This window comes from Rhodococcus sp. 14-2470-1a (genome assembly GCF_002259425.1).
Taxonomy (GTDB): domain Bacteria; phylum Actinomycetota; class Actinomycetes; order Mycobacteriales; family Mycobacteriaceae; genus Rhodococcoides; species Rhodococcoides fascians_E.
Map to the genome: position 1 here is coordinate 52,041 of NZ_NPFZ01000003.1, position 22,175 is coordinate 74,215.

The 22,175-nt window shown below is 65.7% G+C and carries 22 protein-coding genes; 5 read left to right on the forward strand and 17 right to left on the reverse strand.

Features of this window, described 5'->3' with window-relative positions:
• Positions 1-185: 185 nt before the first annotated feature.
• The 7 genes from rpsI to eccCa form a co-directional block, all read right to left on the reverse strand.
• On the reverse strand, positions 186-722 hold the full coding sequence (rpsI, locus tag CH292_RS01420; RefSeq protein ID WP_019663591.1) for a 30S ribosomal protein S9: 537 nt from the start codon (positions 720-722) through the stop codon (positions 186-188).
• Entirely contained in the window at positions 719-1,162 is a 444-nt protein-coding gene (rplM, locus tag CH292_RS01425; RefSeq protein ID WP_019663590.1) for a 50S ribosomal protein L13, read from the reverse strand. The genes rpsI and rplM overlap by 4 nt, the downstream gene beginning before the upstream one ends.
• 192 nt (positions 1,163-1,354) lie before the next feature.
• Positions 1,355-1,696: a TraR/DksA C4-type zinc finger protein gene (locus CH292_RS01430; RefSeq protein ID WP_019663589.1), complete on the reverse strand. Its 342-nt coding sequence runs from the start codon at positions 1,694-1,696 to the stop codon at positions 1,355-1,357.
• Between the two features lie 118 nt (positions 1,697-1,814).
• Complete coding sequence (locus tag CH292_RS01435; RefSeq protein WP_019663588.1) at positions 1,815-2,108, reverse strand: WXG100 family type VII secretion target; 294 nt, start codon at positions 2,106-2,108, stop codon at positions 1,815-1,817.
• 79 nt (positions 2,109-2,187) lie between these two features.
• Complete coding sequence (locus tag CH292_RS01440; protein ID WP_230593817.1) at positions 2,188-2,496, reverse strand: WXG100 family type VII secretion target; 309 nt, start codon at positions 2,494-2,496, stop codon at positions 2,188-2,190.
• A gap of 166 nt (positions 2,497-2,662) precedes the next feature.
• On the reverse strand, positions 2,663-4,435 hold the full coding sequence (locus tag CH292_RS01445) for a type VII secretion-associated protein (protein ID WP_094653836.1): 1,773 nt from the start codon (positions 4,433-4,435) through the stop codon (positions 2,663-2,665).
• Positions 4,432-8,451: a type VII secretion protein EccCa gene (gene eccCa / locus CH292_RS01450; protein ID WP_179277885.1), complete on the reverse strand. Its 4,020-nt coding sequence runs from the start codon at positions 8,449-8,451 to the stop codon at positions 4,432-4,434. Before eccCa ends, CH292_RS01445 begins: the two co-directional genes overlap by 4 nt.
• A 219-nt stretch (positions 8,452-8,670) precedes the next feature.
• Here eccCa and CH292_RS01455 point away from each other — a divergent pair, with 219 nt between their 5' ends.
• From CH292_RS01455 to mycP, 3 genes are all read left to right on the forward strand, one after another.
• Positions 8,671-9,705 carry an LLM class flavin-dependent oxidoreductase gene (locus CH292_RS01455; RefSeq protein ID WP_094653838.1) on the forward strand — a complete coding sequence of 345 codons (1,035 nt, stop codon included), beginning with the start codon at positions 8,671-8,673 and terminating at the stop codon, positions 9,703-9,705.
• Between the two features lie 125 nt (positions 9,706-9,830).
• A complete protein-coding gene (gene eccD / locus CH292_RS01460; RefSeq protein ID WP_230621033.1) occupies positions 9,831-11,378 on the forward strand; it encodes a type VII secretion integral membrane protein EccD in 1,548 nt (515 codons plus the stop codon).
• Positions 11,336-12,832, forward strand: coding sequence for a type VII secretion-associated serine protease mycosin (mycP, locus tag CH292_RS01465; RefSeq protein WP_020111150.1), 1,497 nt, complete (start codon positions 11,336-11,338; stop codon positions 12,830-12,832). The genes eccD and mycP overlap by 43 nt, the downstream gene beginning before the upstream one ends.
• Here mycP and eccB read toward each other — a convergent pair.
• The gene (eccB, locus tag CH292_RS01470; protein WP_037157506.1) at positions 12,781-14,232 is read right to left on the reverse strand and encodes a type VII secretion protein EccB; all 1,452 of its coding nucleotides are present in this window, start codon (positions 14,230-14,232) and stop codon (positions 12,781-12,783) included. The two genes, mycP and eccB, sit on opposite strands and share 52 nt — an antisense overlap.
• A 213-nt stretch (positions 14,233-14,445) precedes the next feature.
• On the opposite strand from eccB, the gene eccE reads away from it, so the two are divergent.
• Positions 14,446-16,116 carry a type VII secretion protein EccE gene (gene eccE, locus CH292_RS01475; protein ID WP_244164866.1) on the forward strand — a complete coding sequence of 557 codons (1,671 nt, stop codon included), beginning with the start codon at positions 14,446-14,448 and terminating at the stop codon, positions 16,114-16,116.
• 7 nt (positions 16,117-16,123) lie between these two features.
• Here the strand turns inward: eccE and CH292_RS01480 are convergent, their stop codons facing one another.
• From CH292_RS01480 to infA, 9 genes are all read right to left on the reverse strand, one after another.
• Entirely contained in the window at positions 16,124-16,690 is a 567-nt protein-coding gene (locus CH292_RS01480) for an NADPH-dependent FMN reductase (protein ID WP_019663579.1), read from the reverse strand.
• A gap of 23 nt (positions 16,691-16,713) precedes the next feature.
• Positions 16,714-17,601, reverse strand: coding sequence for a tRNA pseudouridine(38-40) synthase TruA (gene truA, locus CH292_RS01485; RefSeq protein ID WP_019663578.1), 888 nt, complete (start codon positions 17,599-17,601; stop codon positions 16,714-16,716).
• 6 nt (positions 17,602-17,607) lie between these two features.
• Positions 17,608-18,216 (reverse strand): 50S ribosomal protein L17, encoded by a 609-nt coding sequence (gene rplQ / locus CH292_RS01490; protein WP_094653839.1) that lies wholly within the window; start codon positions 18,214-18,216, stop codon positions 17,608-17,610.
• Positions 18,217-18,251: 35 nt separating this feature from the next.
• Positions 18,252-19,316 carry a DNA-directed RNA polymerase subunit alpha gene (locus tag CH292_RS01495; RefSeq protein ID WP_019663576.1) on the reverse strand — a complete coding sequence of 355 codons (1,065 nt, stop codon included), beginning with the start codon at positions 19,314-19,316 and terminating at the stop codon, positions 18,252-18,254.
• 97 nt (positions 19,317-19,413) lie between these two features.
• The gene (gene rpsD / locus CH292_RS01500; protein WP_019663575.1) at positions 19,414-20,019 is read right to left on the reverse strand and encodes a 30S ribosomal protein S4; all 606 of its coding nucleotides are present in this window, start codon (positions 20,017-20,019) and stop codon (positions 19,414-19,416) included.
• Positions 20,020-20,039: 20 nt separating this feature from the next.
• Positions 20,040-20,453, reverse strand: a complete 414-nt coding sequence (gene rpsK / locus CH292_RS01505) for a 30S ribosomal protein S11 (RefSeq protein ID WP_019663574.1) — start codon at positions 20,451-20,453, stop codon at positions 20,040-20,042.
• Positions 20,453-20,827 (reverse strand): 30S ribosomal protein S13, encoded by a 375-nt coding sequence (rpsM, locus tag CH292_RS01510; RefSeq protein WP_019663573.1) that lies wholly within the window; start codon positions 20,825-20,827, stop codon positions 20,453-20,455. Before rpsM ends, rpsK begins: the two co-directional genes overlap by 1 nt.
• A 200-nt stretch (positions 20,828-21,027) precedes the next feature.
• Entirely contained in the window at positions 21,028-21,141 is a 114-nt protein-coding gene (gene rpmJ / locus CH292_RS01515) for a 50S ribosomal protein L36 (protein WP_025347279.1), read from the reverse strand.
• 92 nt (positions 21,142-21,233) lie between these two features.
• The gene (gene infA / locus CH292_RS01520; protein WP_005140011.1) at positions 21,234-21,455 is read right to left on the reverse strand and encodes a translation initiation factor IF-1; all 222 of its coding nucleotides are present in this window, start codon (positions 21,453-21,455) and stop codon (positions 21,234-21,236) included.
• A 222-nt stretch (positions 21,456-21,677) separates the two neighbouring features.
• On the opposite strand from infA, the gene dtd reads away from it, so the two are divergent.
• Complete coding sequence (gene dtd, locus CH292_RS01525) at positions 21,678-22,115, forward strand: D-aminoacyl-tRNA deacylase (RefSeq protein ID WP_094627601.1); 438 nt, start codon at positions 21,678-21,680, stop codon at positions 22,113-22,115.
• Positions 22,116-22,175 lie beyond the last annotated feature (60 nt).

Here is a 22,175-nt window from a genome sequence, read left to right on the forward strand (position 1 = left end):
CATGCGGTCGCTCCGCAGGCTCCGCTCGAATGGAGCATGCGGTCGCTCCGCAGGCTCCGCTCGAATGGAGCATGCGGTCGCTCCGCAGGCTCCGCTCGAATGTAGAACTGTCGAACAAACGCCGCGAGGGCAGGCATCCGATACTTCGTGGACGCCTGCCCTCGCGGGTAGAACTGTGCGGCGCGTCAGCGCTTGGAGTACTGCGACGCCTTACGTGCCTTCTTCAGGCCGTACTTCTTACGCTCGACTGCACGAGCATCACGCGTGAGGAAGCCGGCAGCCTTCAGCGGCGGGCGATCCTCGGGGGTGACCTCGATCAGGGCGCGAGAGATGGCCAGACGCAGCGCGCCTGCCTGTCCGGACGGTCCGCCACCGTGCAGCAGTGCAACGATGTCGAAGGACTCCGCACGATCGACGAGCACCAGCGGAGCCTTGATGAGCTGCTGGTGAACCTTGTTCGGGAAGTAGTCCTCGAGGCTGCGGCCGTTGAGCTTGAATCCGCCGGTGCCCGGAGCGAACCGGACGCGAGCGACAGCTTCCTTACGACGGCCGACGGTCTGAACCGGGCGGTCGAACAGGATGGGCGCGGGAGCGGCGGCGGCTGCCTCGATCTCCTCGACGACCTCGGGCTCTTCCACGGAGACGAACTCGTCCGCGGCGATCTCCACTGCCTCTTCTGGGATTTCCTGCGACGTCACGTCATTTCCCTCCGGCGCCGTCACTGGGACACCTGCTTGATCTCGAACGGAACGGGCTGCTGAGCTGCGTGCGGGTGGTTCGGTCCCGCGTACACCTTGAGCTTGCCCGCGATTGCATTACCGAGCTTGTTCTTGGGGATCATGCCCTTGACGGCCTTCTCCACGAGACGGTCCGGGTTGTTCTCCAACACCTGACGAGTCGAACGCGACTTCAGTCCGCCCGGGTGGCCGGAGTGGTGGTGGTGGAACTTGCCGTCGAGCTTGTTGCCACTGATGGCAACCTTCTCGGCGTTGACGATGATGACGAAATCGCCACCGTCGACGTTGGGTGCGTAGGTCGGCTTGTGCTTGCCGCGCAGCAGAGTCGCGGCCTGGACGGCAAGGCGTCCGAGCACGACGTCCGTGGCGTCGATCACATGCCAAGTCCGGGTGGTGTCCCCGGCCTTCGGGCTGTATGTAGACACGTAAAAGTCCTGTCTTCATGATGTCGCTGCTGGCCAAGACGTATTGATGACCTCGGCGGCCAGTTGAGACCCGAGATCAAGGAGTCGGCCGCGCAGCATTGTGCGCGGCGTTCCCATACACGCCAACGAGGGACGATACCGGCTGCGTGGCCCCCAGGTCAAAACGCCCGTCGACCGGAAGGTGCGCCCGACTCACCGTGCACGGACGCACCGGATACAGCGGCGTGCCGCGGGCAATGCGTCGAGACGAGCGTCGGCGATGCATTCTCCGCACCGTTCGCAGATCCCGTAGGTGCCGGACGCCACGCGTTCCGTGGCTGCATCGAGCTCGCGCAACTCTAATTCCGCATCGCGGGCAAGCGACGCGACCGTGGCACGCTCGAACGCGATGGTCGAACCCTCCGGGTCGTGTTCGTCGTCGTCGGTGGACCACCGTGAGCCCTCGACGATCGCGGCGAACTGAGACCGCAGAGACTCCAGCCGAGCAGCGACGACCGACCTCGCCTCCTCGATCCTGCCCAGCTGATCCGTCACGCGGTCCAGTGAACATCGCGCGGCGTCCGATGGAAACCCCCGCGTCACCGACAGTCCGGCGCACACGCAATTCGGCCCCGAAGTCGCGAGGACGTCGGGGCCGAATGGACGACGAAGATCAGGAGAAGCGCGCGCGGTTGGCCGCTTCCTGCTCCTGCATCCGCTGGTTGCCGGAGTTCACCGCGCCGATCAGGCTCTGCAGAACGCCGTTGAGTTCGGCCTGCGCAGCGTTCCACTCGTTCTGCTTGACCTGGTACTGATCGGAGTCGGCACCCTGCCACGTCGCAACGAGCGGCTGGATGGACGACTTGACGTCGTCGAGCTTCTCGTTGAGCTGCGACCACTTGGTGGTCATGCCGCCGGCCAGATCGCCGATCGCACCGAAGTTGTACTTGATTTCACCGCTGGTCATCGTTTCCTCGCATTCGTGTCCATCGACTTCAGGCCGACGAGTTGATTGGTCCGTACGTTCGAGAGCCGAGCGCGAGCGATCAGAGGTTCAAGCTGCTCGCGACGGAGTTGAGCTGAGACGTGTTGTCCTGCTCCGACTGGTCGTACTGCACACCACTGGTCTTGATCGACTCCCCGATGCCGGACAGAGCGTTCTCCAGCTTGTTGGCGCTGGAATCCCAGTTGGTCATGACCTGGGCGAATGTCGTCGATGCCGAACCCTGCCAGATACCGGACGCCGCGTGGTTCACATCGCCGCGCAGCGCGGACAGCAGATCGTGAATTTCGCCTCGCAGGCCGTCGACCTTTGCAGACACTGCGAGCATGGTCTGAATATCGGTTTGTGCCATGTCGACCCCTTCGTGTTCATCGGTGTCGAGCACTCTGGTGAATGCTCGGTCGAGGCACCGGTTCGCCATGGCGTACCAGCAGATCTCCCCCTACATCTGATTGGACGCACCCGGCCGGTGGTTCGGTTCCATCGGATCCGAAGAATCTTCGAAGCGATGTGCGAATCTACCGAGCCGGCGAGACGGACAGGCTCGACACCGCCCGCGCACAGTCGTCGATCAACGCGTCCGCGAAGCCCGCAGAACTCTGGCATCCGATGCTGACCTGCAGCCCGCCGTCGACGAAGACGTGCCATTGCACCGTCGAGCCGTCGGGCGGGTTCTCCACGTACGAGATTCCTACTCGCTCACCGAAATCGGTCGCGGCGGTGAATTCCACGATCGACCCGTCGTCGCTGCGCGCGTCGAGTTGTCGCTGCAGATCCTCGGCCACCGAATCCAACGATGCACCCGGTGTCAGTTCCGTCGAGGAGAGGACGATCCGCCGCTCGGGAAAGTCCGGCGGTATCAACAGAATTCGCGTCTGCTCGCTGCGCGTCGTCCAGGTCGCAGGCCCGGCGATACTGACTCTCCCGAACTCCGACCGTGAGACCGGGTCCGGCGTCGAATTCGGTGTCGACACGGGTGTCGAGCGCTCGGCGGCCCGCGTCGACGATCCGGCTACCGGCGGCTCGGACGTCGGCGCCACTGCCGGGACGGGTCGAGAGGATGCAGGCTGGGCGGAAACAGGCTGGGCGGAAGGTACAGGTTTCTCCGCGCGGAACACGAAGAACACCAGCCCGCCGAGCAGGAGGACGAGAGCCAGCGCGCCGACAGCCGGCGCGGAAACACGGCGCGTCGGAGGCGACGGCGCGGTCGCCTCGGTCAACCACGCCGCGGCTCGGCCCAACGGCACCGGCGGGTGCACCGTGGGATCTGCTCGAAAGTCACCGGCCCCCACTTCACCGCGCACCCCGGCCGCGTAGATGTCTGCTGCGAACGGACTGGCCCAGTCGGGGGTGTCCGCGGCCGGCACGTACGCCGAGCCCGCGTCTGCCGAACGGTACGAATCCCCGGGTGCGTCACCCGGATCCGACAGTCCGACGGCGGCCGCCATCGATCGAACGACGGTCGGACCCGTCGCACGGTGAATCCGATACGCGTGCAGGTCGTCCGACGCTGGCTCGCCGACGCCGGGTCCGGTGAGTCCGGGCAGGACGGGTTCGTCGCCTGTCGTCGAGAGGACGAAAACGTCGACTCGTCCACGCCGGGGTTCGGCCGCGACGAGAGCAGCCACACGGTCGAGAACGGAGCGGCTCGCGGCGGCGTCGACGTCGATGTCTCTGCTGCCCACCGCGTCCCAGCGCACATCGCGAACGTAGCCGTGTGGCTGCCCGTCGACCCCCGGCTCGTCTCGCCGCCGATCGAGACCGACGACGACCGAGCTGAGATCGTCGACCTCGACGACCACAGCAGACTCGGGGGCACGCTCTCCGAGCGATCGAACGACCGCCGTCGCGGAGTCGATCACCGTCACCTCACCGGCCGAGGAACGGACGGCTCGCCGTACGACGTCGCGGCGGGCGTCACCCCACGCCGACGGACACGCGAGCTCGAGCAGGTCCACGTGGCCCACGACGCCGGACCGTGCGAGTGCGTCGCCCACGATTCCGCCGAACACCCGAGCCGTGGGAACTACGGTCGATCCGACGAGTACGGCTTCGTCGTCGACGAACGACCACGGTCGCCGCTCGGTCTCGGAGACGGCCGCTGCATGCTCGGCTGCCACGTCCGGCGGATCGGAACGCAGGAAGAGCAGGGTGCCTTCGTCCATCGTCAGCGCGATGTCGAACCTGGTGCACTGCACTCCAGCCGCCGAACTCACCAGCACGGACACGCAATCCTCACCGAGGTGAACTGCGGCGTAGGTTCCAGCGGAGTCTGCGGCCCGCACCCTCATGCCGGGGACCAGGCCAGTTGCACGAGCGACTGCCCACGCCGGTCCACCAACATTCCCCGTCCCGGCGGCATCGGCGACGGTTTGACCGTTCCGACGAGGTTGCCCTCGTCACGAGAGCCGCTCATCACCAACCCCGGTGACACGAGATCGCGGATGCGGGAGATCACCGGGTCGTACATCGTCCGCGAGGCTCCGCCGGACCGCCGCGCGACGACGAGGTGCAGGCCGATGTCTCGCGCGTGCGGAAGGTATTCCGTCAACGGCGTCAGGGGATTTCCCGACGCGGTGGCCACGAGATCGTAATCGTCGACGATCACGAAGATGTCCGGCCCGGTCCACCACGACCGTTCGCGAAGTTGCTGTGACGTGACGTCCGGGCCTGGCATGCGTTCGGCCAGTTTGGACGCCAGCTCGGTCATCATGGTGGTCAGAACCGGCTGCGACGCGGCGTATCCGGCCAGATGATCGGTGTCCACCAGACCGAGCATCGTCCGTCGATAGTCCGCGAAGATGATCTTGACCTGCTGGGGCGTGTTCGCTTCCACGAGTGAGGAGCTGATGGACTTCAGCAACGACGTCTTTCCGCATTCGGTGTCTCCGAACACGAGGAAGTGGGCTTGCTCGGCGAAGTCGATCGCGACGGGTTTCAGTTCGGCCTCGTCGATGCCGAGCGGAACCCACAGCTCCGCGACCTCGCCGCGCACCCGCGGCCATCGACCGACCAGTACCCGCCTGAGGTCCGCGAGGGGCAAGCTGTCCGGAAGCATGCGGACGGCAGGAGCGGCTCTGTCGCCGTATCGAGCCGAAACACTGCGCAGCGCAGCGGCGATTCCTGTGCCCAAATCCGTGGTCGACGACGCACCGTCGAGGCGCGGTAGGCCGATCAGCAGGTGCAGCCCGTCCTTCGTGATTCCGCGGCCGGGCCTGTTCTCCGGCACCCTGGCCGCCTTGACCCGTCCGAACTCCGAGTCCGATGCGTCACCGAGACGGAGCTCGATTCGGGTACCGATCAGGTCCTTCGTCGCGGGCCGGATCTCGGCCCACCGCGTCGCAGTGACGACGAGATGGACGCCGTAGGACAGCCCCTGCGCGGCGACGGCGGCGAGCTGCTGCTCCAGCGGCTCGAAATCCGTTCTGATGCTCCCCCACCCGTCGATGACCAGGAACACGTCTCCGAACGAATCCTCGGGATCGACGGGATGCTCGGTCCGTCGGCGTCTGAATTCGGCCATCGAATCGATACCCCGTTGGCGGAAGAGACGCTCACGGCGACTGATCACCGACGTCACCTCGGCGACCGTGCGACGAACACGATCGACGTCGAGCCTGCTCGCCGTCGAGCCCACGTGAGGGAGGTCGATCAATGCGTTGAGGGTTCCACCGCCGAAATCGAGGCAGTAGAACTGCACTTGCTCCGGCGTGTGCGTCGACGCCATGGACATGATCAGAGTGCGCACGGCAGTCGACTTTCCGGTCTGGGGACCACCGACTATCGCCAGATGCCCCTGTGCGCCGGACAGATCGACCTGCAGGAGATCTCGGCGCTGATCGAACGGTCGGTCGACGATGCCGATCGGTGCCCGCAGCGTCGCCGGTCGCTGGGCGAGCGCCGCCGGATCCGTGGCTCCGACCAGGCTGTCGAGCGCCGGCGACCGGTCGAGCGGAGGAAGCCAGACGTCGTGAGCCGGGTTACCGTGCCCACGAACACGTTCGACGACGACGTCCAGAACCGTACGGACGTCCTGAGTGTCGTCCACGCTCGTGGCGCCGTCCGCCCGGAGGTCCGCGGTGTCGACCGGGTGCGTTTCCTCCACCTCGCGCGCCCGGTCGCCGGGCGAAACCGGTACGGGGAACGCACCGAACAGCTTCGGAACGATGTCGACGTCCGTACGTCCGTTCACCTGACGTGCCGTACGCGGACGAACGTACGGACCCGACACGTAGGACGCCGCGAACCGCATGATCTCGGCAGAGTCGCACTTGAGGTAGCCTGCGCCGGGTTGCGCCGGCAGGTGGTAGGCGTCGGGAACCCCCAGGACCGTCCGAGACTCGTTCGCCGAGAACGTCTTCAAGCCGATCCGGTACGACAGGTGGCTGTCCAGCCCGCGAAGCTTGCCTTCCTCGAGTCGCTGACTGGCCAGCAACAGGTGCATGTGCAGCGATCGCCCGAGACGTCCGATGGCGACGAAGAGATCGGCGAATTCCGGCTGCTGACTGAGCAACTCCGAGAATTCGTCGACGACGATGAACAGTGCGGGCATCGGCGCCAAGGCCGCGCCGGACGATCGGGCTTTCTCGTAGTCCGTGACGTTGGCGAAGTTACCGGCGTCTCGGAGGAGTTCCTGACGGCGGTTCATCTCACCGGCCAGCGCATCCTTCATCCGGTCCACGAGTGCGAGGTCGTCGGACAGGTTGGTGATCACGGCGGCGACGTGCGGCGCGTCCTCGAGCCCGGCGAACGTCGCGCCACCCTTGAAGTCCACGAGGACCAGGTTCAATTGATCCGGGGAGTGGGTCGCCACCAACCCCAGAACCAATGTCCGGAGAAACTCCGATTTTCCCGATCCCGTTGCACCGATGCACAGTCCGTGCGGACCCATGCCGTTCTCCGCGGATTCCTTCAGGTCGATCTCGACCGCGCTTCCGTCGGGCGCGACGCCTATCGGTACTCGCAGCCGGTCGCGCCCACGCCTCGGCGTCCACACACGCATCGGATCGAGGTCACCGACATCGGGGATCGCGAGCAGTCGGTTCCATGTCGATATCGACTCACCCTCGTCGACGGTGACGTCGCTGTGCCGAGCGGTGGTCGTACGGAAGGGAGACAGCCGGCGCGCCACCGTTTCCGCTGCTGCGACACTCAGCGTGTCCGCCTGCCCGAAGATCTCGACGCCGGGGCCGCTGACCGCACCCACCGTTCCGTTCTCGGTGACGAGTCGCAGCCCTCGACTGGACGCGAGCGACGTCGCGAATCCGGAGAGATCCAGCACCGTGACCGCCTCCAACCCGGTTCGTGTCACGTCGGTGCCACTGTTGTCCAGCAATCCCCCGTCGACGACGATCACGATGTGCGCGACACCGGCTGTTGCCGGCGCGCCGCGCGTGAACCTGTTGCGCAGTGAAAGCTGCTCGCCCAGAGCACCTTCGAGTTCGAGGAACGAGCCGTAGATCATCCGAGCACTGCCGACTCCGTCTTCGAGAAGCTCGTGCTGCGCGTGCGGGAGCCACTTGATCCAGTCCCAGTGCATCACCGTGTCCGGCCCGCACACCACTGCGATGCGCACCTGATCCGGGTCGTGGAAGGTGCACAGCGACGCGATCATCGCACGCACCGTCGCCCTCGCAGCGGAACGGTCCCCGGTGAGCGCGATCGCCGCGAATCCGCGCAGCGACAGCGCGGTCGGCAGGTCGTTCACGACCGAATGCGCACGCACGAAGCGCCTGAGGGATACCGCCGACACCGGCTCCAATTCCTCGACCGGGCCGGTTTCCGGTGGCACGAGCCGGGTGGCCAATCTCTGCGTGCCACGGCCGATCCGCACGTGGCAGAAATCGGGGTCCGCGGTGCGTCGTTCCCACATTCGGTGGGTTCCGGCGAACGACCAGAGGACGGCCGAATCCGGATGCGACCATTCGAGGGCTGTGCGCTGCGCGTCGGCCGTGACGCGCACGTCCTTGCGCAATTGGTCCAGGTAACGCAGGTAGTCCTTGCGGTCCTCGTTCGCCTCGGCGGTCCGCGCGCCGCCGCCTCTTCCTCCGCCCGCGACCATCCCCAGCATCGATACCAGCATCATCGCCGGAAACATCAGCATCATGGGGTTCGCGGCCATGCCGGAGGTGAACATCAACGCGACCATGCCGACCATCGCCGCCACCATGACCACCGGCATGAGCTTCATCAGCAGATTTCCCGGCACGATCCGAGGAATTTCCGGCGGCGCCTGAAGCGTGACCTCGCCACCAGGGGTTCTGGGCACCGGACGGCGGGCACCACGAACGAAACGAACCGTACTCACGCTGCTGCCCCCACCGTCTCGCGCTGTCCCCCCGACACGAAGACCGCGCTCGTTCCCAGGCGAGAGCGACTCCGGCCCGAAGGCTAACGCATGCGCGCACGGTGAGCCAGCCCTCGCGTCGAGCGTCGGAATAGCTCGCAGTCCTCGCTGGTTGTCTTCACGAAGAGCGTTCGGTCGCTCTCGAACACGATATTTCTCGTCGAAAGGCTGGCAGCGCGCATGTCCTCATCCCCGTCGCAACCGTTCTCCGTACCGGTGTCGATCCTCGATCTAGCACACATAGGTCCAGGTGAAAGCGTCAGGGACAGCTTCGATGCGAGCGTCGAACTCGCTCGACACGCGGAGAAATGGGGTTACCGGCGAATCTGGTACGCCGAGCACCACAACATGCGCACCATCGCGTCGTCGGCGACCAGTGTGCTGATCGGTCACGTCGCCGCGAACACAACCACCATCCGGCTCGGGTCGGGCGGAGTGATGTTGCCCAACCACGCGCCGCTGACGATCGCAGAGCAGTTCGGCACCCTGGCCACGCTGCACCCGGGACGCATCGATCTGGGCCTCGGCCGAGCACCGGGCAGCGACCAACAGACCATGCGTGCGATGCGCCGAGACCCGTCGTCGGCGGACCGCTTCCCGCAGGAAGTTCAGGAATTGCAGGGGTTCCTCTCCGACAATTCTCTCGTGCCGGGCGTGGTGGCCACGCCGGGAGCAGGCACGGGGGTACCGCTGTACATTCTGGGGTCGTCGTTGTTCGGCGCGCAGCTCGCGGCCGCGCTCGGTCTGCCGTTCGCTTTCGCGTCGCACTTCGCACCCGATGCGCTCGAGCAGGCCGTATCGATCTATCGCCGTGAGTTCCGCCCGTCGGACCAGCTGGACGCCCCCTACGTCATCGCAGGTGTCAACGTGATCGCGGCCGACACCGAAGCCGATGCGCAGCAACAGTTCCTCGCGACCAAACGCAGTCGCGTCAGCCTGCTGCTCGGCCGTGGGCGAACCTTCACCGACGAGGAAGCGGACATGATTCTCGACGCGCCGCAGGGCCGACAGATCATGCAGATGACCAAGTATTCGGCGGTGGGAACACCGGCAACGGTCCGGGATTACCTCGATCGGTTCGTACGCCACGCCGACGCCGACGAGTTGATCGTGGCGTCCGGGGTCGTCGACCGAGCGTCGTGGCTGCGGTCCTACGAACTCCTTGCCGAGGCGACGAATCTGCGGAGCGAGGAACCTGCGACCAGCGCAGTCTGATCGAACCGTCCGGCACGTCGCCGCAGGCCCCTGCTTCCGAGTATCGTGGGCCACGCTCGTAGCCAGGGGGGCACGAGCGGGGTGACTGTGCACGACGGGGGAACATCAGTGACGAGGGACGAGCAGTGACGGGGGATGTTTCGCAGGCCGTGAACGGACACGGCGCGCGGTTGCAGCCGAACTCGGTGGAACCGAGCACCAGGAGCGACGTGCGGGATCGTGGCGCTGCAGCGCCGCTCGACCTGTGTCGACTGACGGTGCTCGGCAAATCCGCACAGGTGGACATGGCTCTACCCACCGACGTGCCGATCTCGCTGTTGATCCCCGGCATCGTGGACATCGTCGACTCCCGTGCAACAGCTGCCAACGACAGACACGGCCGAGACTGGGTGCTGTCGAAAGTGGGGATGCCGCCGATCTCGGGCACGGCAACGCTCAACGAGGCATCGGTTCGCGACGGTGAGCTGCTCGTTCTCGGTACCGCCGACGCCCCGGCGCTACCTCCCCTTCACGACGATCTGATGTTCGCGGTGGCGTCCGTCGACAGCTCGGGGGATGGCTCGAGGGACGGCCTCTGGACAGCCGCCACCGCGCGGCGAGTGGGTTTCGTGACAAGTGCGTCGGCGGTGTTGCTCGCCTGCATCGCCGTGATGCTTCCACTGCTGCAACTCGGCGGTCGCGTCGACGCCGGTGAGGTCGGCGCCCGGAGCGTCACTGCAGCCGTGGCCGCGGCGACGACCGCAGTGCTGATGATCGTCGCGGGAACCGTCGTCGGGAGATTCTATCGGGACGACAGCACCGGTGTTTTTCTGTCCGCATGCGCGCTCCCACTTATGTTCGTGGCCGGATCTCGGTTCGTTCCAGGAGAATTCGGGGCACCACACCTCCTGCTCGGCGGGGCTCTGGTCGGCGCCTCAGCCGTTCTTGCACTGCGTACCGGCGGCCACGGATCCGCAGTGTTCACCGCGGCGAGTGCCGCAGCAGTCACCGTGTGCGCAGGCGCAACGGTGTCGATGTTCACCGATCTTCCGGTGAGCACCATCGGAGCGGGGACCACCGTGGTTGCGTTGGCCGCCTTGGCGGCCGCACCTCGTGTGTCGATGATGCAGGCAGGACTTCCACTACCTCCCGTACCGACGGCAGGAGCTCCGCTCGACGACGCAGGCGACGAAGACCCCACCAGCGCGGCCGAACTCGCCGATCGGGCACGGCGAGCCCGTAGTCACCTGACCGGTCTCGTGTGTGCCGGCGGCGCGGCGGCCACGGGTGGCGCCCTTCTGGCTGCGCTCGGATCGAGCGACGCCATCTATCGGCCGGGCGTGTCCCTTGCACTCGCGACGGCCTTGCTCCTGCTGTTGCGCGGGCGAACCTTCGCGCAGGTGACCCACGCGCTTCCTCTCGTCCTCGGCGGTGCTTCGATCCTTCTGACTTTGCTCGCGGCCGTCGTGTTCACGCCGGCCGTATCCGATTCGGACGCGATCCAGCCGGCAGTCTTCGTCGCATGCGTCGCTGTGGCGCTCGTGGCGCTGTTCTTCGGTTCGGCCGTGCCCACCCGGGAGTACTCCCCGGTCCTTCGGCGCACTGCAGAACTGATCGAGTACGCGGCGATCGCCACCGTGATCCCACTGGCGTGCTGGGTGTGTGGCTTGTACACGGCCATGCGCGCGCTGTGACGGTCCGATCGAGTCGGCGCGCCCGGGCACGAACACTGACGGTTCCGATCGCTGCCGCGATGATCTCGGCGACCGTCGGAGCCGGAGTCGCGAGCGCGGACCGGCCCGTCGTCGATCCGGGGCTGCTGCCCGAACCGGGGCCTGCCGCCCCTCTCGATCCCACCGAGCAACGAAACGCCTGTGTTCCTGTCTCGGAGATCCCGGACGGCAGCGCGATTCCCGCCGAGCTTCAGGCTCTGGACTTCGCGTCCGTGTGGCCCATCACCCGAGGCGCCGGGCAGGTCGTCGCCGTTATCGACACGGGCGTCTCACCGCACCCGCGACTGCCTGGTCTGCGGCCGGGAGGCGACTACGTTCACACGGGCGACGGACTGTCCGATTGCGACGCCCACGGAACTCTCGTCGCCGGTCTCATCGCCGGGTCACGGGTGGAGGGCAGCGGCTTCGCCGGCGGCGCTCCGGAAGCACAGATTCTGTCGATCCGTCAGTCGAGCAACGCGTTTCGGATCGTCCGCGAAGGCGGTGAGCCCGACTCCGAGGATCCTGCTGCAGCGAACGCGTCGGGCTACGGCAACGTGATGACGATGGCGATGGCCGTACGCACTGCCGCGGACCTCGGCGCGACCGTCATCAACATCTCCGAGGTGGCGTGCGTACCGGGTGGGACGGGTCCTGTCGACGGCCCCCTGGGCGCGGCCGTCGAGTACGCCGCCACGGTCAAGGACGTCGTCGTGGTCGCAGCCGCAGGCAACACCGGAGGCGGCGGGTCCGCGTGCGCCACGCAGAACCCCCTACCCGACCCGACCGATCCGTTCGCCGATCAATGGGATCGCGTCGCCACGATCGCAACACCGGCATGGTTCGACGATCAGGTTCTCACCGTCGGGTCGGTGAACCCCGACGGATCACCGGCGGCGTTCACCCTCGCGGGCCCGTGGGTCGACGTCGCGGCACCGGGCACGGCGATGACGTCTCTGTCGCCGACGGGCACCGGACTCGCCGGCGGCACCATCGACAATCAGGGCGGTGTGACTCCGATTCAAGGAACGAGTTTCTCGGCTCCCCTGGTCGCCGCGGTTGCTGCACTGATCAGGGCGCACCGGCCCGACCTTCGCGCCGCCCAGGTCATCGAACGCATCGAGGCCACAGCGCACGCACCCGCCGAGGGCTGGAATCCTTTCGTCGGTCACGGCGTCGTCGATCCGCTGGCCGCGGTTACCGGGCAGGTACTCGACGACTCTGCGCATTTCCCTGCCTCGCCGGTCGACATCGCCGCGCCACTCGTGCCGGAGCCGCCCGACACCCAGCCGCGGACGGTGGCTCTGACCGGCGCGGCGGCGGTCGGTGTCGTCCTCGTTCTCGGTCTCGGATTGTCACTGCCCCTGCGGCGCCGAGTCCTCCCTCATTCGGATGGAAGCAGGGCTGCGTCCGGATCTGGTCCGACACCGTCGTGAGCGGTCAAGGCTGCGTCTCGACTCAAAGCCGGCCCCACGCCGAGCAATTCGACTATCTGCCAGGGTGCGGACGCAGCCGCTCCGAAGCCGAGTGCCTTGGCCGCGTCCGCATCCGCAACCCCGTACCGCACGCCGGTGTCGGCCACGAAGAAGTATCCGTCTCGTCGCACGCTCGTCGGCGAGATCCCCGTGGTCTGCACGAAACCTCCGCTACCCGGCGCCGCGAACACTTCGTCGGCCGCAGGTCCCCCACCGTCGGCCTGGGCCAACGCAACGGGTCGAGCAGAGTCCGGCAGCGGAAGCACTCTGCCCGAAGAGAATTCGAGACGTGCGGTGGGGCCGCCGTCGGGCGCGTCCTGTGGGAGCCAGGCCACGCAGGCCACCGGCTCGGACCGACGATCGACGATCGACGGCCGGGACCGCGGAAAAGTCTTCACCGCGAGCGAGTCGGCCGACGGTGCATCGCTGAGTGCGTCGGGAGTCAACGAGTCGATCTCCGGACTCCCCTGCGAGTCGGCGAACGTGATCAGCTGCGCGGTGGCAACGCTGACCTCCTGAATCCCCTCGGAGAGGACAACGTAGTAACGATCCTCGGTGTCGACCACTTTCACCACCGAGCCGACGGTCTTCCCCGCGAGCGAGTAGGCGGGTGACTCGCCCGCCCGCGGAATCAGCGGCGGTGTGATCGGAGGAACCACGGGCACGGTGTTGGCCAGTGCCTCGCTGACTCCGGAGGGCACGGTGTTCTCTAGCCCGAGCGCTCGAACGACCGACCTGTCGTTCAGATCGATCGCGGCGCGTACACCGTCGTAGACGAGAAAGACCCCGTCTCCGGTCTCCCACAGGAAAGCCTGGGTGTCCTGCAATTGTTCGATGCCGTCACCGTGTCGGGGATCGCCTGCGATCACGGTCGTGCCCGCCACGGACCCCGCCGCGCCAACGGTGTCGCAGACGCTCCACGCGACCGACGTACCGTCGACGTCGTACGGCAGCGACGACGGCGCACCGGGTATGCCCACCAACGCCCCTCGCGGCCTGTTCGCGAGCTCGCTGTCCTTGACGATCGTCGGATCGTCCGCCTGCCCGACGACGAGGCGTGCCGACGCGAGATTCAGCACGGGATGGAAGGTTTCGTCGACGCGGACGAACATCGCGCCGGATTCCTTGCCGACTACGATCGCCGAGTCGCCGATCTTGTCCTGGGGCCGCAGCAGAGCGAGCGCTGCGCACCCGGCAAGTCCGATGCACGCGATCACGAGACCGACTGCGAGTGCACGGGATTGAGAGCGCATGGGGTCGTGCAGCATTCGCACGTCCCGCCGAACCAATGCGTGTTCCATTCGGCGAACGAGGAATCTGTATCCGCCGACCTGCCATTTCGTTGTCGGCGTCGCCGCCACGGTGCCCCCTACCGTTTCTTCGGACCCGACACACCCTCGGGTCCGTCCCCGGCGCACACCCTACTACCCACCCGGCCACGACCGCCGTCGACGACCGCTCGGGGACGGCGAGCACGAGGTTTCAACATCGTTGCGCACAGCGTAGAGTCGCCGCTGAGCCGCGATGGGGGTCCGGCTCGTCACACGGACAGCCTTCGGGGGGAGGATTTCATGATGGCCGCGCTACCGGGGCGCCGTCGCCCGGCCCGCACGTCGGTATTTCGAGCACCGACCCTGCGTCGAGCTCTAGGAGTCGAAGTATTCGCGGTCCTGGTCTGCCTCTCGGCGGTTCTTGCCGAGCTTCCGCCCCTCACCGTCGTGCTGTGTGCACTGCCATTCGCGCTGCTTCCGTTCGTCGTCGTGGGCGGACGCCCCCTCCTCGACTGGGGGTTCGCGTCGGCTCGATATCTGGCGGGGACCGTCCCCTCGACAGGCGTCACCACGGAGTACATCGACGGCGACGGAACCGCCGTCGGAGTGCACAGGCGAGGGACCATGGTCTCGTGTGTGTTGGAACTTCTCCCGACACCTGGAGCCACCACCAGGCTCGGACGGTCGACCGCCATGACCGACTCTGCGTTCGGCCTCGGCGACCTCACTGAATCTCTTGTCCAACACGACATTTCTCTGAGCCGAATCGACATCGTCTCGCACGGGTCGAGAACGGCACCGGGATCACCTGCGACGGACGTGTACGAGAACCTGATCGGCCCGCTCCCCGCCGTCTCGGCTCGGTCGGTGTGGGTCACCGTGACGCTGGACGAGCGGAAGAACCGTGAAGCAGTCGACGCCCGTGGCGGCGGCCGCGACGGTCTGGACCGGACGATCGCGATCGCTACCCGACGGATTGCGCGGGCGTTGGAGGCCGGTCGCGTACGTACTCGGACGCTCACACGCTCGGAGATTCACGCCGCCGCCTCACGCATGTGCCGCGGGACGTCGTTCGAATCCCTCACCCAGCGTTGGTCGTTCGCTCCGCTGCCGGGAGTGATCAGGACCGGTTTCGGGATCGATTGCCGAGGGCTGGACACCGAAACTCTCGAAGATCTGTGGTCGGTGCCCGCGTCCACGTCGACCGTCGTCCTCCGCATCCAGCCGAGTTCGGGTGTCGGCGGGGTGTTGCTCTCCGGATCCTGCGGATTCGTAACCAGGTCGGCAGTCCCGACGCCGTCCATTCCGCGTCCGGTGTCGATGCGTGGTCGCCAACGGGAAGCCCTGCTCACGTCACTGCCACTCGCGATCACCGCCCGCGGGTACGCCGATCCCGTCAGATCCATCGACCACGATCACGCAGCACAGCTCCGGTTGCCGACGTCGGGATGTGGGCAACTTCTCGGTTCGGACGCATCCGGCCACGGAGTCGCGGCGCGGATCCACGGCACGGACATCGGATCGGTTCACGTCGCCGGCGAGCTGTATCTCGCCCAGCAGCTGGTCTTCAGGGCTGTCGCCACGGGTGCACGTATTCTGATTCGTACCGACAGACCCCACGCGTGGGGTCCACTCGTCGACTCGCTCGCAACTCCGGAGCGGTTGAGAATCGACGGAGGCCCACACCGAACCGGTACACGGGTGGATCTGGTGGTGCACGACTTCTCCGACACGATGAGCACACCGGGTCAGGTCCGCAACGACGGGGTCACCGTGCTGACACTCACCGAGCAGATTTCACGAACACCGATGCCGGACCCGACGGTGTCCATTCACCAGCCGGGCGCGGCCGGTGATCGCATCCGGGTTCGAACGTCCACGAGCGAGGTGGAACTGGTCCTGGTCACCATCCCACAGGAGACAGCCTTCATCGGCCGACCGCGCAGTCTGCGACGTTCGAACTCGACCTACTGACCGGCTCCTAGGAATGCGGATACGGGTCGACAGCGCCTCGTGCCGCTGCAGCCGACGCCCACCACCACAGCTGATCGAGCATTCGGTTCGCTGAATCCAACTCGGGGCCGGTCTCAGGAATCCGATTGCCGCCGAACACCTTTCGCGCACGTGCGAATCCGACGCTGTCTCGCACCGTCACCATGTGCAGTTCGGTTGCAACCGAACGCAACTGCTCCACCGCTCGCGCACCTCCGAACATGCCACCGTAGGACACGAACCCGATCGGCTTGCCTCGCCATTCGTACTTCAACGTGTCGAGGGCGGTCTTCACCGACGCCGGGTAACCGTGGTTGTATTCGGGCGTCACGACGACGACCGCGGCGGCCGACGAGATCGTCTCGGCCAGTCTCTCGGCACCCGCCGACGGCGACAGATCCGACTGCAGCTCCAATTCCAGCAGATCGAGCAGCGACACGGAGAACTCCGCCCGCTGCCCGGCGACATCCACGAACCACTGGGCCACCGAAGGCCCCAACCGCTGCGGCCTGACGCTCCCGACGATCACCGCGAGTTCGATGCGACCACTGCTCATCGGTCGAGCCTAACGGCGACCGGTCAACAACAGAATCCGGAGGCCGGAATCTCCGGACGGACTTCGCGGGTTGCTGCATTACGTTCGGCGAGTTCCTCGTCCCGTGGATAGTCGACACCCACCAGGGAAAGACCGTGTGCCGGAGCGACCGTCACCGCGCTGGACCTCGAGCGGGTCTCGAGCAACGACGCTGTCCACTCCGGACTTCGTCGTCCCTCCCCCACCGCCTGGAGAGCGCCCACCAGGCTCCTCACCATCGACCAGCAGAACGCGTCGGCGCTCACGTAGGCCGTGACGTGGTCGCCGTCCCGCTTCCAGTCGAACCGTTGAAGCTCCCGGACCGTGGTTGCACCCTCGCGGCGCTTGCAGAATGCGGCGAAATCGTGGAGCCCGACGAGCCTCGCCGATGCGTCGCGCATCGCGTCGAGGTCGATCTCCCGCGGCCACGACACGATTGATCGACGGTCCAACGGGTCGACTCCGTAGCGTGCCACGCTGAACCGGTACTCGTAATGTCGTCGCAGCGCCGAGAAGCGTGCGTCGAAGTCCTTGCTGACCGTCGTCAATGCCGTGACACGCACGTCGGTCGGTAGAAACCTGGCCATTCGTCGTATCAGTCGATCCGGTTCGTCGACGCCACCGACGACGTCGGCATGCGCGACCTGTCCGCGTGCGTGGACGCCCGCATCGGTGCGGCCGGCGACGGTCAACTCGACGGGCTGACGTAGCACTGTCGAGAAGGCTTCCTCGAGAACACCACACACCGTGCGGATCCCTGGCTGACGTGCCCAGCCGGAGAAGTCGGTTCCATCGTAGGAGATGTCGAGGCGCAGTCTCCGGGACGCCGAAAAAGCGGACCCGCCGTTCCCGGTGGGAACGACGGGTCCGCTTGCGCTGAACTCCGAGACCAAAGTGGACTAGTCCTTCTTGCCCTGGTCGTCGGTGGACACCGCTTCGGCCTCGGACGCGTCCGACGCGTGGGCGTCCTTGTCCTCGATGCCCTCGACGACGGCGTCGGCGTTCTCGACCTGAGCGTCGGTCGCGTCGGCTTCGACAGCCTCGACGACGTTCTCCTCGGCCGACTCTGCAGCGGCGGGAGCCTCTGCAGCAGCCGGTGCGGTCTGCGACGCCTTCACGCGACGAGCGCGATCGGCCTCGTTGGACACCGTCTGCTCGTTGACGAGTTCGATGATGGCCATCGGTGCATTGTCGCCCTTGCGGGGGACGGTCTTGATGATGCGTGTGTAGCCACCGTCGCGATCGGCGAAGAACGGCCCGATCTCGGCGAACAGCTTGTGCACGACATCTTTGTTGTTGATCGTCTTGAGAACCTCACGACGATGAGCGAGATCACCCTTCTTGGCGTGGGTGACAAGCTTCTCGGCGTGCGGACGAAGGCGCTTGGCCTTCGACTCGGTGGTGGTGATGCGGCCGTGCTCGAAGAGTGCCGTCGCCAGGTTGGCCAGGATGGCCTTCTGGTGCGACGCCGACCCGCCGAGACGGCGGCCCTTGGTGGGCTTGGGCATGATGAATCTCCTAGTAAGAGCTCAAAGCGAGCTGATTACAGCTGTTCTGTCTCGGCGTAGTCCTGCTCGGCGCCTTCGCTGTCCGCGAAGGATCCAGCATCGGTGTCGCTCCACGTTCCCGTGGTGGCGTCGTATCCGGGCACGGTGGTCGGATCGAAGGACGCGGGGCTGTCCTTGAGCGAGAGGCCTAGCGAGTGCAGCTTGACCTTCACCTCGTCGATGGACTTCTGTCCGAAGTTACGGATGTCCAGCAGATCGGACTCGGTTCGGCCAACCAGCTCGCCGACGGTGTGAACACCCTCGCGCTTGAGGCAGTTGTAGGAACGGACGGTGAGGTCCAGGTCCTCGATGGGGAGTCCGAAGGAAGCGATGTGGTCGGCCTCGGCGGGCGAGGGTCCGATCTCGATTCCTTCTGCTTCGACGTTCAGCTCACGGGCGAGGCCGAAGAGCTCAACCAGGGTCTTGCCCGCAGATGCGAGCGCGTCCCGCGCGGTGATGGAGTTCTTGGTCTCCACGTCGAGAACGAGCCGATCGAAGTCGGTGCGCTGTTCGACGCGAGTGGCCTCCACCTTGTAGGTGACCTTGAGCACGGGCGAGTAGATCGAGTCGACCGGGATACGGCCGATCTCTGCGCCCGAAGCCTTGTTCTGAACGGCGGGGACGTAACCGCGACCGCGCTCTACGACGAGCTCGATCTCCAGCTTGCCCTTGTCGTTCAAGGTCGCGATGTGCAGATCCGGGTTGTTCACCGTGACGCCGGCCGGGGGAACGATGTCGCCTGCGGTGACAGAGCCGGGGCCCTGCTTGCGGACGTACATGGTGACCGGCTCGTCCTCTTCGGAGCTCACGACGAGACCCTTGAGGTTCAGGATGATGTCGGTGACATCTTCCTTGACTCCGGGGACAGTGGTGAACTCGTGGAGAACGCCATCGATGCGGATGCTGGTGACAGCAGCGCCGGGGATCGACGACAGCAGGGTACGGCGGAGCGAGTTGCCGAGGGTGTAACCGAAGCCAGGCTCGAGCGGCTCGATGACGAATTTCGAGCGGTTGTCGGCGATGACCTCTTCGGTCAACGTCGGGCGCTGTGAAATGAGCATTGTGTATTCCTCCTGTACGGACGTCCGCTATTTGACGTCCACGTGTGGAGGCGAGAACGCCTGCGGGTATCGATGACACCCGCAGGCGTGCTGCGCCTTACTTCGAGTAGTACTCGACGATGAGCTGCTCCTGGAGCGGCACATCGATCTGTGCGCGCTCCGGTACCCGGTGAACCAGGATGCGAAGGCGGTTGGGAACGACCTGCAGCCACGGGGCAACCGGACGATCGCCGTAGCTCTCGCGTGCAACCTGGATCGGGAGAGTCTGTGCGGACTTCTCGCGGACATCGATGATGTCGTACTGCGAGACGCGGTAGCTGGGGATGTCCACTCGCTGGTTGTTGACCAGGAAGTGTCCGTGCGTGACCAGCTGGCGTGCCTGACGACGCGTGCGAGCGAGGCCCGCACGGTAGATGACGTTGTCGAGTCGCGTCTCGAGGATCGTCAACAGGTTCTCACCGGTCTTGCCGGGGCGCTTGTTGGCTTCCTTGTAGTAGAGACGGAACTGCTTCTCCATGACGCCGTAGGTGAAGCGTGCCTTCTGCTTCTCCTGCAGCTGGAGCAGGTACTCGCTCTCCTTGATCCGCGCGCGACCGTGCTGGCCGGGCGGGTAGGGGCGACGCTCGAACGCCTGGTCGCCTCCGACGAGGTCGACGCGCAGACGACGCGACTTGCGGGTAGCGGGACCGGTATAACGTGCCATTTTCTAAACCTTCCTTCCCGCTAGACCCGACGCCGCTTGGGCGGACGGCAGCCGTTGTGCGGCTGAGGGGTGACATCGGAGATGGTGCCGACCTCCAGGCCAGCAGCCTGGAGCGAACGGATAGCGGTCTCACGGCCGGAGCCGGGACCCTTGACGAACACGTCGACCTTCTTGACGCCGTGCTCCTGCGCCTTGCGGGCAGCGTTCTCGGCTGCGAGCTGCGCGGCGAACGGAGTCGACTTACGCGAGCCCTTGAAGCCCACGTGTCCCGACGACGCCCACGAGATGACGTTGCCTGCCGGGTCGGTGATCGACACGATCGTGTTGTTGAACGTGCTCTTGATGTGCGCAGATCCGTGCGGGACGTTCTTCTTGTCCCTGCGACGCGTCTTCTGCGTCTTCTTCGGGCCTGTACCGCGTGCTTTAGGGGGCATTACTTCGCCTTCTTCTTGCCGGCAATGGTGCGCTTGGGGCCCTTACGGGTGCGCGCATTGGTCTTGGTGCGCTGTCCACGTACGGGCAGACCACGACGGTGGCGAAGGCCCTGGTAGCAGCCGATTTCGATCTTGCGACGGATGTCGGCCTGCACCTCGCGGCGCAGGTCGCCCTCGACCTTGAGGGACTCCTCGATGTACTCGCGGAGCTTGGTCAGATCTTCGTCGGACAGATCCTTCGAACGCAGATCCGGGCTCACGCCGGTTGCATCGAGAATCTCCTTCGAGCGGGTACGGCCGACGCCGTAGATGTAAGTCAGTGCGATCTCCATGCGCTTTTCGCGCGGCAGATCCACACCTGCGAGACGTGCCATGTGGCATTCCTTTTCATGTCCGGAGGTCTGCTCCCAGTCCGTCCCCTGTGCCTCTGTACTGCCGAGAACCTTGCGGCTCTCCAAAACTCAGTGGGGCCCCGGCCTCCGTGCCGGGGGTGTGCCGCAACTCGAATGTTGCGGTTGGTGCTGGGAGGTCTTCTTCTAGCTATGTGCCAAGCAGAAACGCGAATGCTCGGTGGTTATCCCTGACGCTGCTTGTGACGCAGGTTGTCGCAGATGACCATGACTCGTCCGTTACGACGAATCACCTTGCACTTCTCGCAGATCTTCTTGACGCTCGGCTGAACCTTCACGTCGTTGATCTCCTGTGTGTAGCCCTCGCGCACCGCACAGCGGTACGTCGCGAGCATGGTTCTCTCCGACCGGACCTGGCCGGAGAAGCTTGTTACTTGTAGCGGTAAACGATGCGTCCACGCGTGAGGTCGTACGGAGAGAGCTCCACTACGACGCGATCCTCGGGGAGGATGCGAATGTAGTGCTGGCGCATCTTTCCACTGATGTGTGCGAGCACCTTGTGGCCGTTCTCGAGCTCAATGCGAAACATCGCATTGGGCAAGGGTTCGACTACCCGGCCCTCGACCTCGATGGCACCGTCTTTCTTAGCCATATCCTCCGCGTCCCTGGCTTAACACCTGGTTGATTGCATCTGTTTTGCGTTACCGTGATGCTCACTGGCCACCGACCGAAGGCCGGGGGAAGCAACCGGTCGAACAACCGCCGGCTTGCGCAGGCATGCGAACAACCGGAACGCAGAGCGCACCGCCGACCTATGCTACCGGCAAAGTCGCACCAGGCCAAATGCATGATCGACCCATGGCAAGCTGAACTGATGCGCGCGGTGATCCAACGGGTTTCGGAAGCATCCGTCACGGTCGACGGCCACGTCGTCGGCTCCCTGATACCGGCCCCCGGAGGCCAGGGCCTGGTCGTCCTCGTCGGCGTCACCCAGTCCGACGACGCACGGATCGCCGACGCGCTGGCGGACAAGATATGGCGGATGCGAATCCTCGACGGCGAGAAGTCTGCAGCCGACGAACTCGCGCCGATGCTGGTGATCAGTCAGTTCACGCTGTACGCCGACACCTCGAAAGGACGTCGACCGTCCTGGAACCGCGCTGCGCCCGGCGCCGCGGCCGAGCCGTTGGTCGACCACGTCGTACATCGACTACGCGACCTCGGCGCCACCGTCGAGACCGGGCAATTCGGAGCGCACATGAAAGTGTCACTGGTCAACGACGGACCGGTCACCATCACCGTCGAACTGTGAATTACTCGAGCGCCGAACTACTCGTGCGTCGAACTACTCGAACCTCAGACTACTCGTACG

Coding starts and splice junctions, on each gene's coding strand:
- CH292_RS01435 (WP_019663588.1), bottom strand. CDS start 2,108: ATGACCAGCGGTGAAATCAAGTACAACTTCGGTGCGATCGGCGATCTG.
- CH292_RS01440 (WP_230593817.1), bottom strand. CDS start 2,496: ATGGCACAAACCGATATTCAGACCATGCTCGCAGTGTCTGCAAAGGTC.
- CH292_RS01445 (WP_094653836.1), bottom strand. CDS start 4,435: ATGAGGGTGCGGGCCGCAGACTCCGCTGGAACCTACGCCGCAGTTCAC.
- CH292_RS01455 (WP_094653838.1), top strand. CDS start 8,671: ATGTCCTCATCCCCGTCGCAACCGTTCTCCGTACCGGTGTCGATCCTC.
- eccE (WP_244164866.1), top strand. CDS start 14,446: ATGGCCGCGCTACCGGGGCGCCGTCGCCCGGCCCGCACGTCGGTATTT.
- CH292_RS01480 (WP_019663579.1), bottom strand. CDS start 16,690: ATGAGCAGTGGTCGCATCGAACTCGCGGTGATCGTCGGGAGCGTCAGG.
- rplQ (WP_094653839.1), bottom strand. CDS start 18,216: ATGCCCAAGCCCACCAAGGGCCGCCGTCTCGGCGGGTCGGCGTCGCAC.
- CH292_RS01495 (WP_019663576.1), bottom strand. CDS start 19,316: ATGCTCATTTCACAGCGCCCGACGTTGACCGAAGAGGTCATCGCCGAC.
- rpsD (WP_019663575.1), bottom strand. CDS start 20,019: ATGGCACGTTATACCGGTCCCGCTACCCGCAAGTCGCGTCGTCTGCGC.
- rpsK (WP_019663574.1), bottom strand. CDS start 20,453: ATGCCCCCTAAAGCACGCGGTACAGGCCCGAAGAAGACGCAGAAGACG.
- rpsM (WP_019663573.1), bottom strand. CDS start 20,827: ATGGCACGTCTCGCAGGTGTGGATCTGCCGCGCGAAAAGCGCATGGAG.
- infA (WP_005140011.1), bottom strand. CDS start 21,455: ATGGCTAAGAAAGACGGTGCCATCGAGGTCGAGGGCCGGGTAGTCGAA.
- dtd (WP_094627601.1), top strand. CDS start 21,678: ATGCGCGCGGTGATCCAACGGGTTTCGGAAGCATCCGTCACGGTCGAC.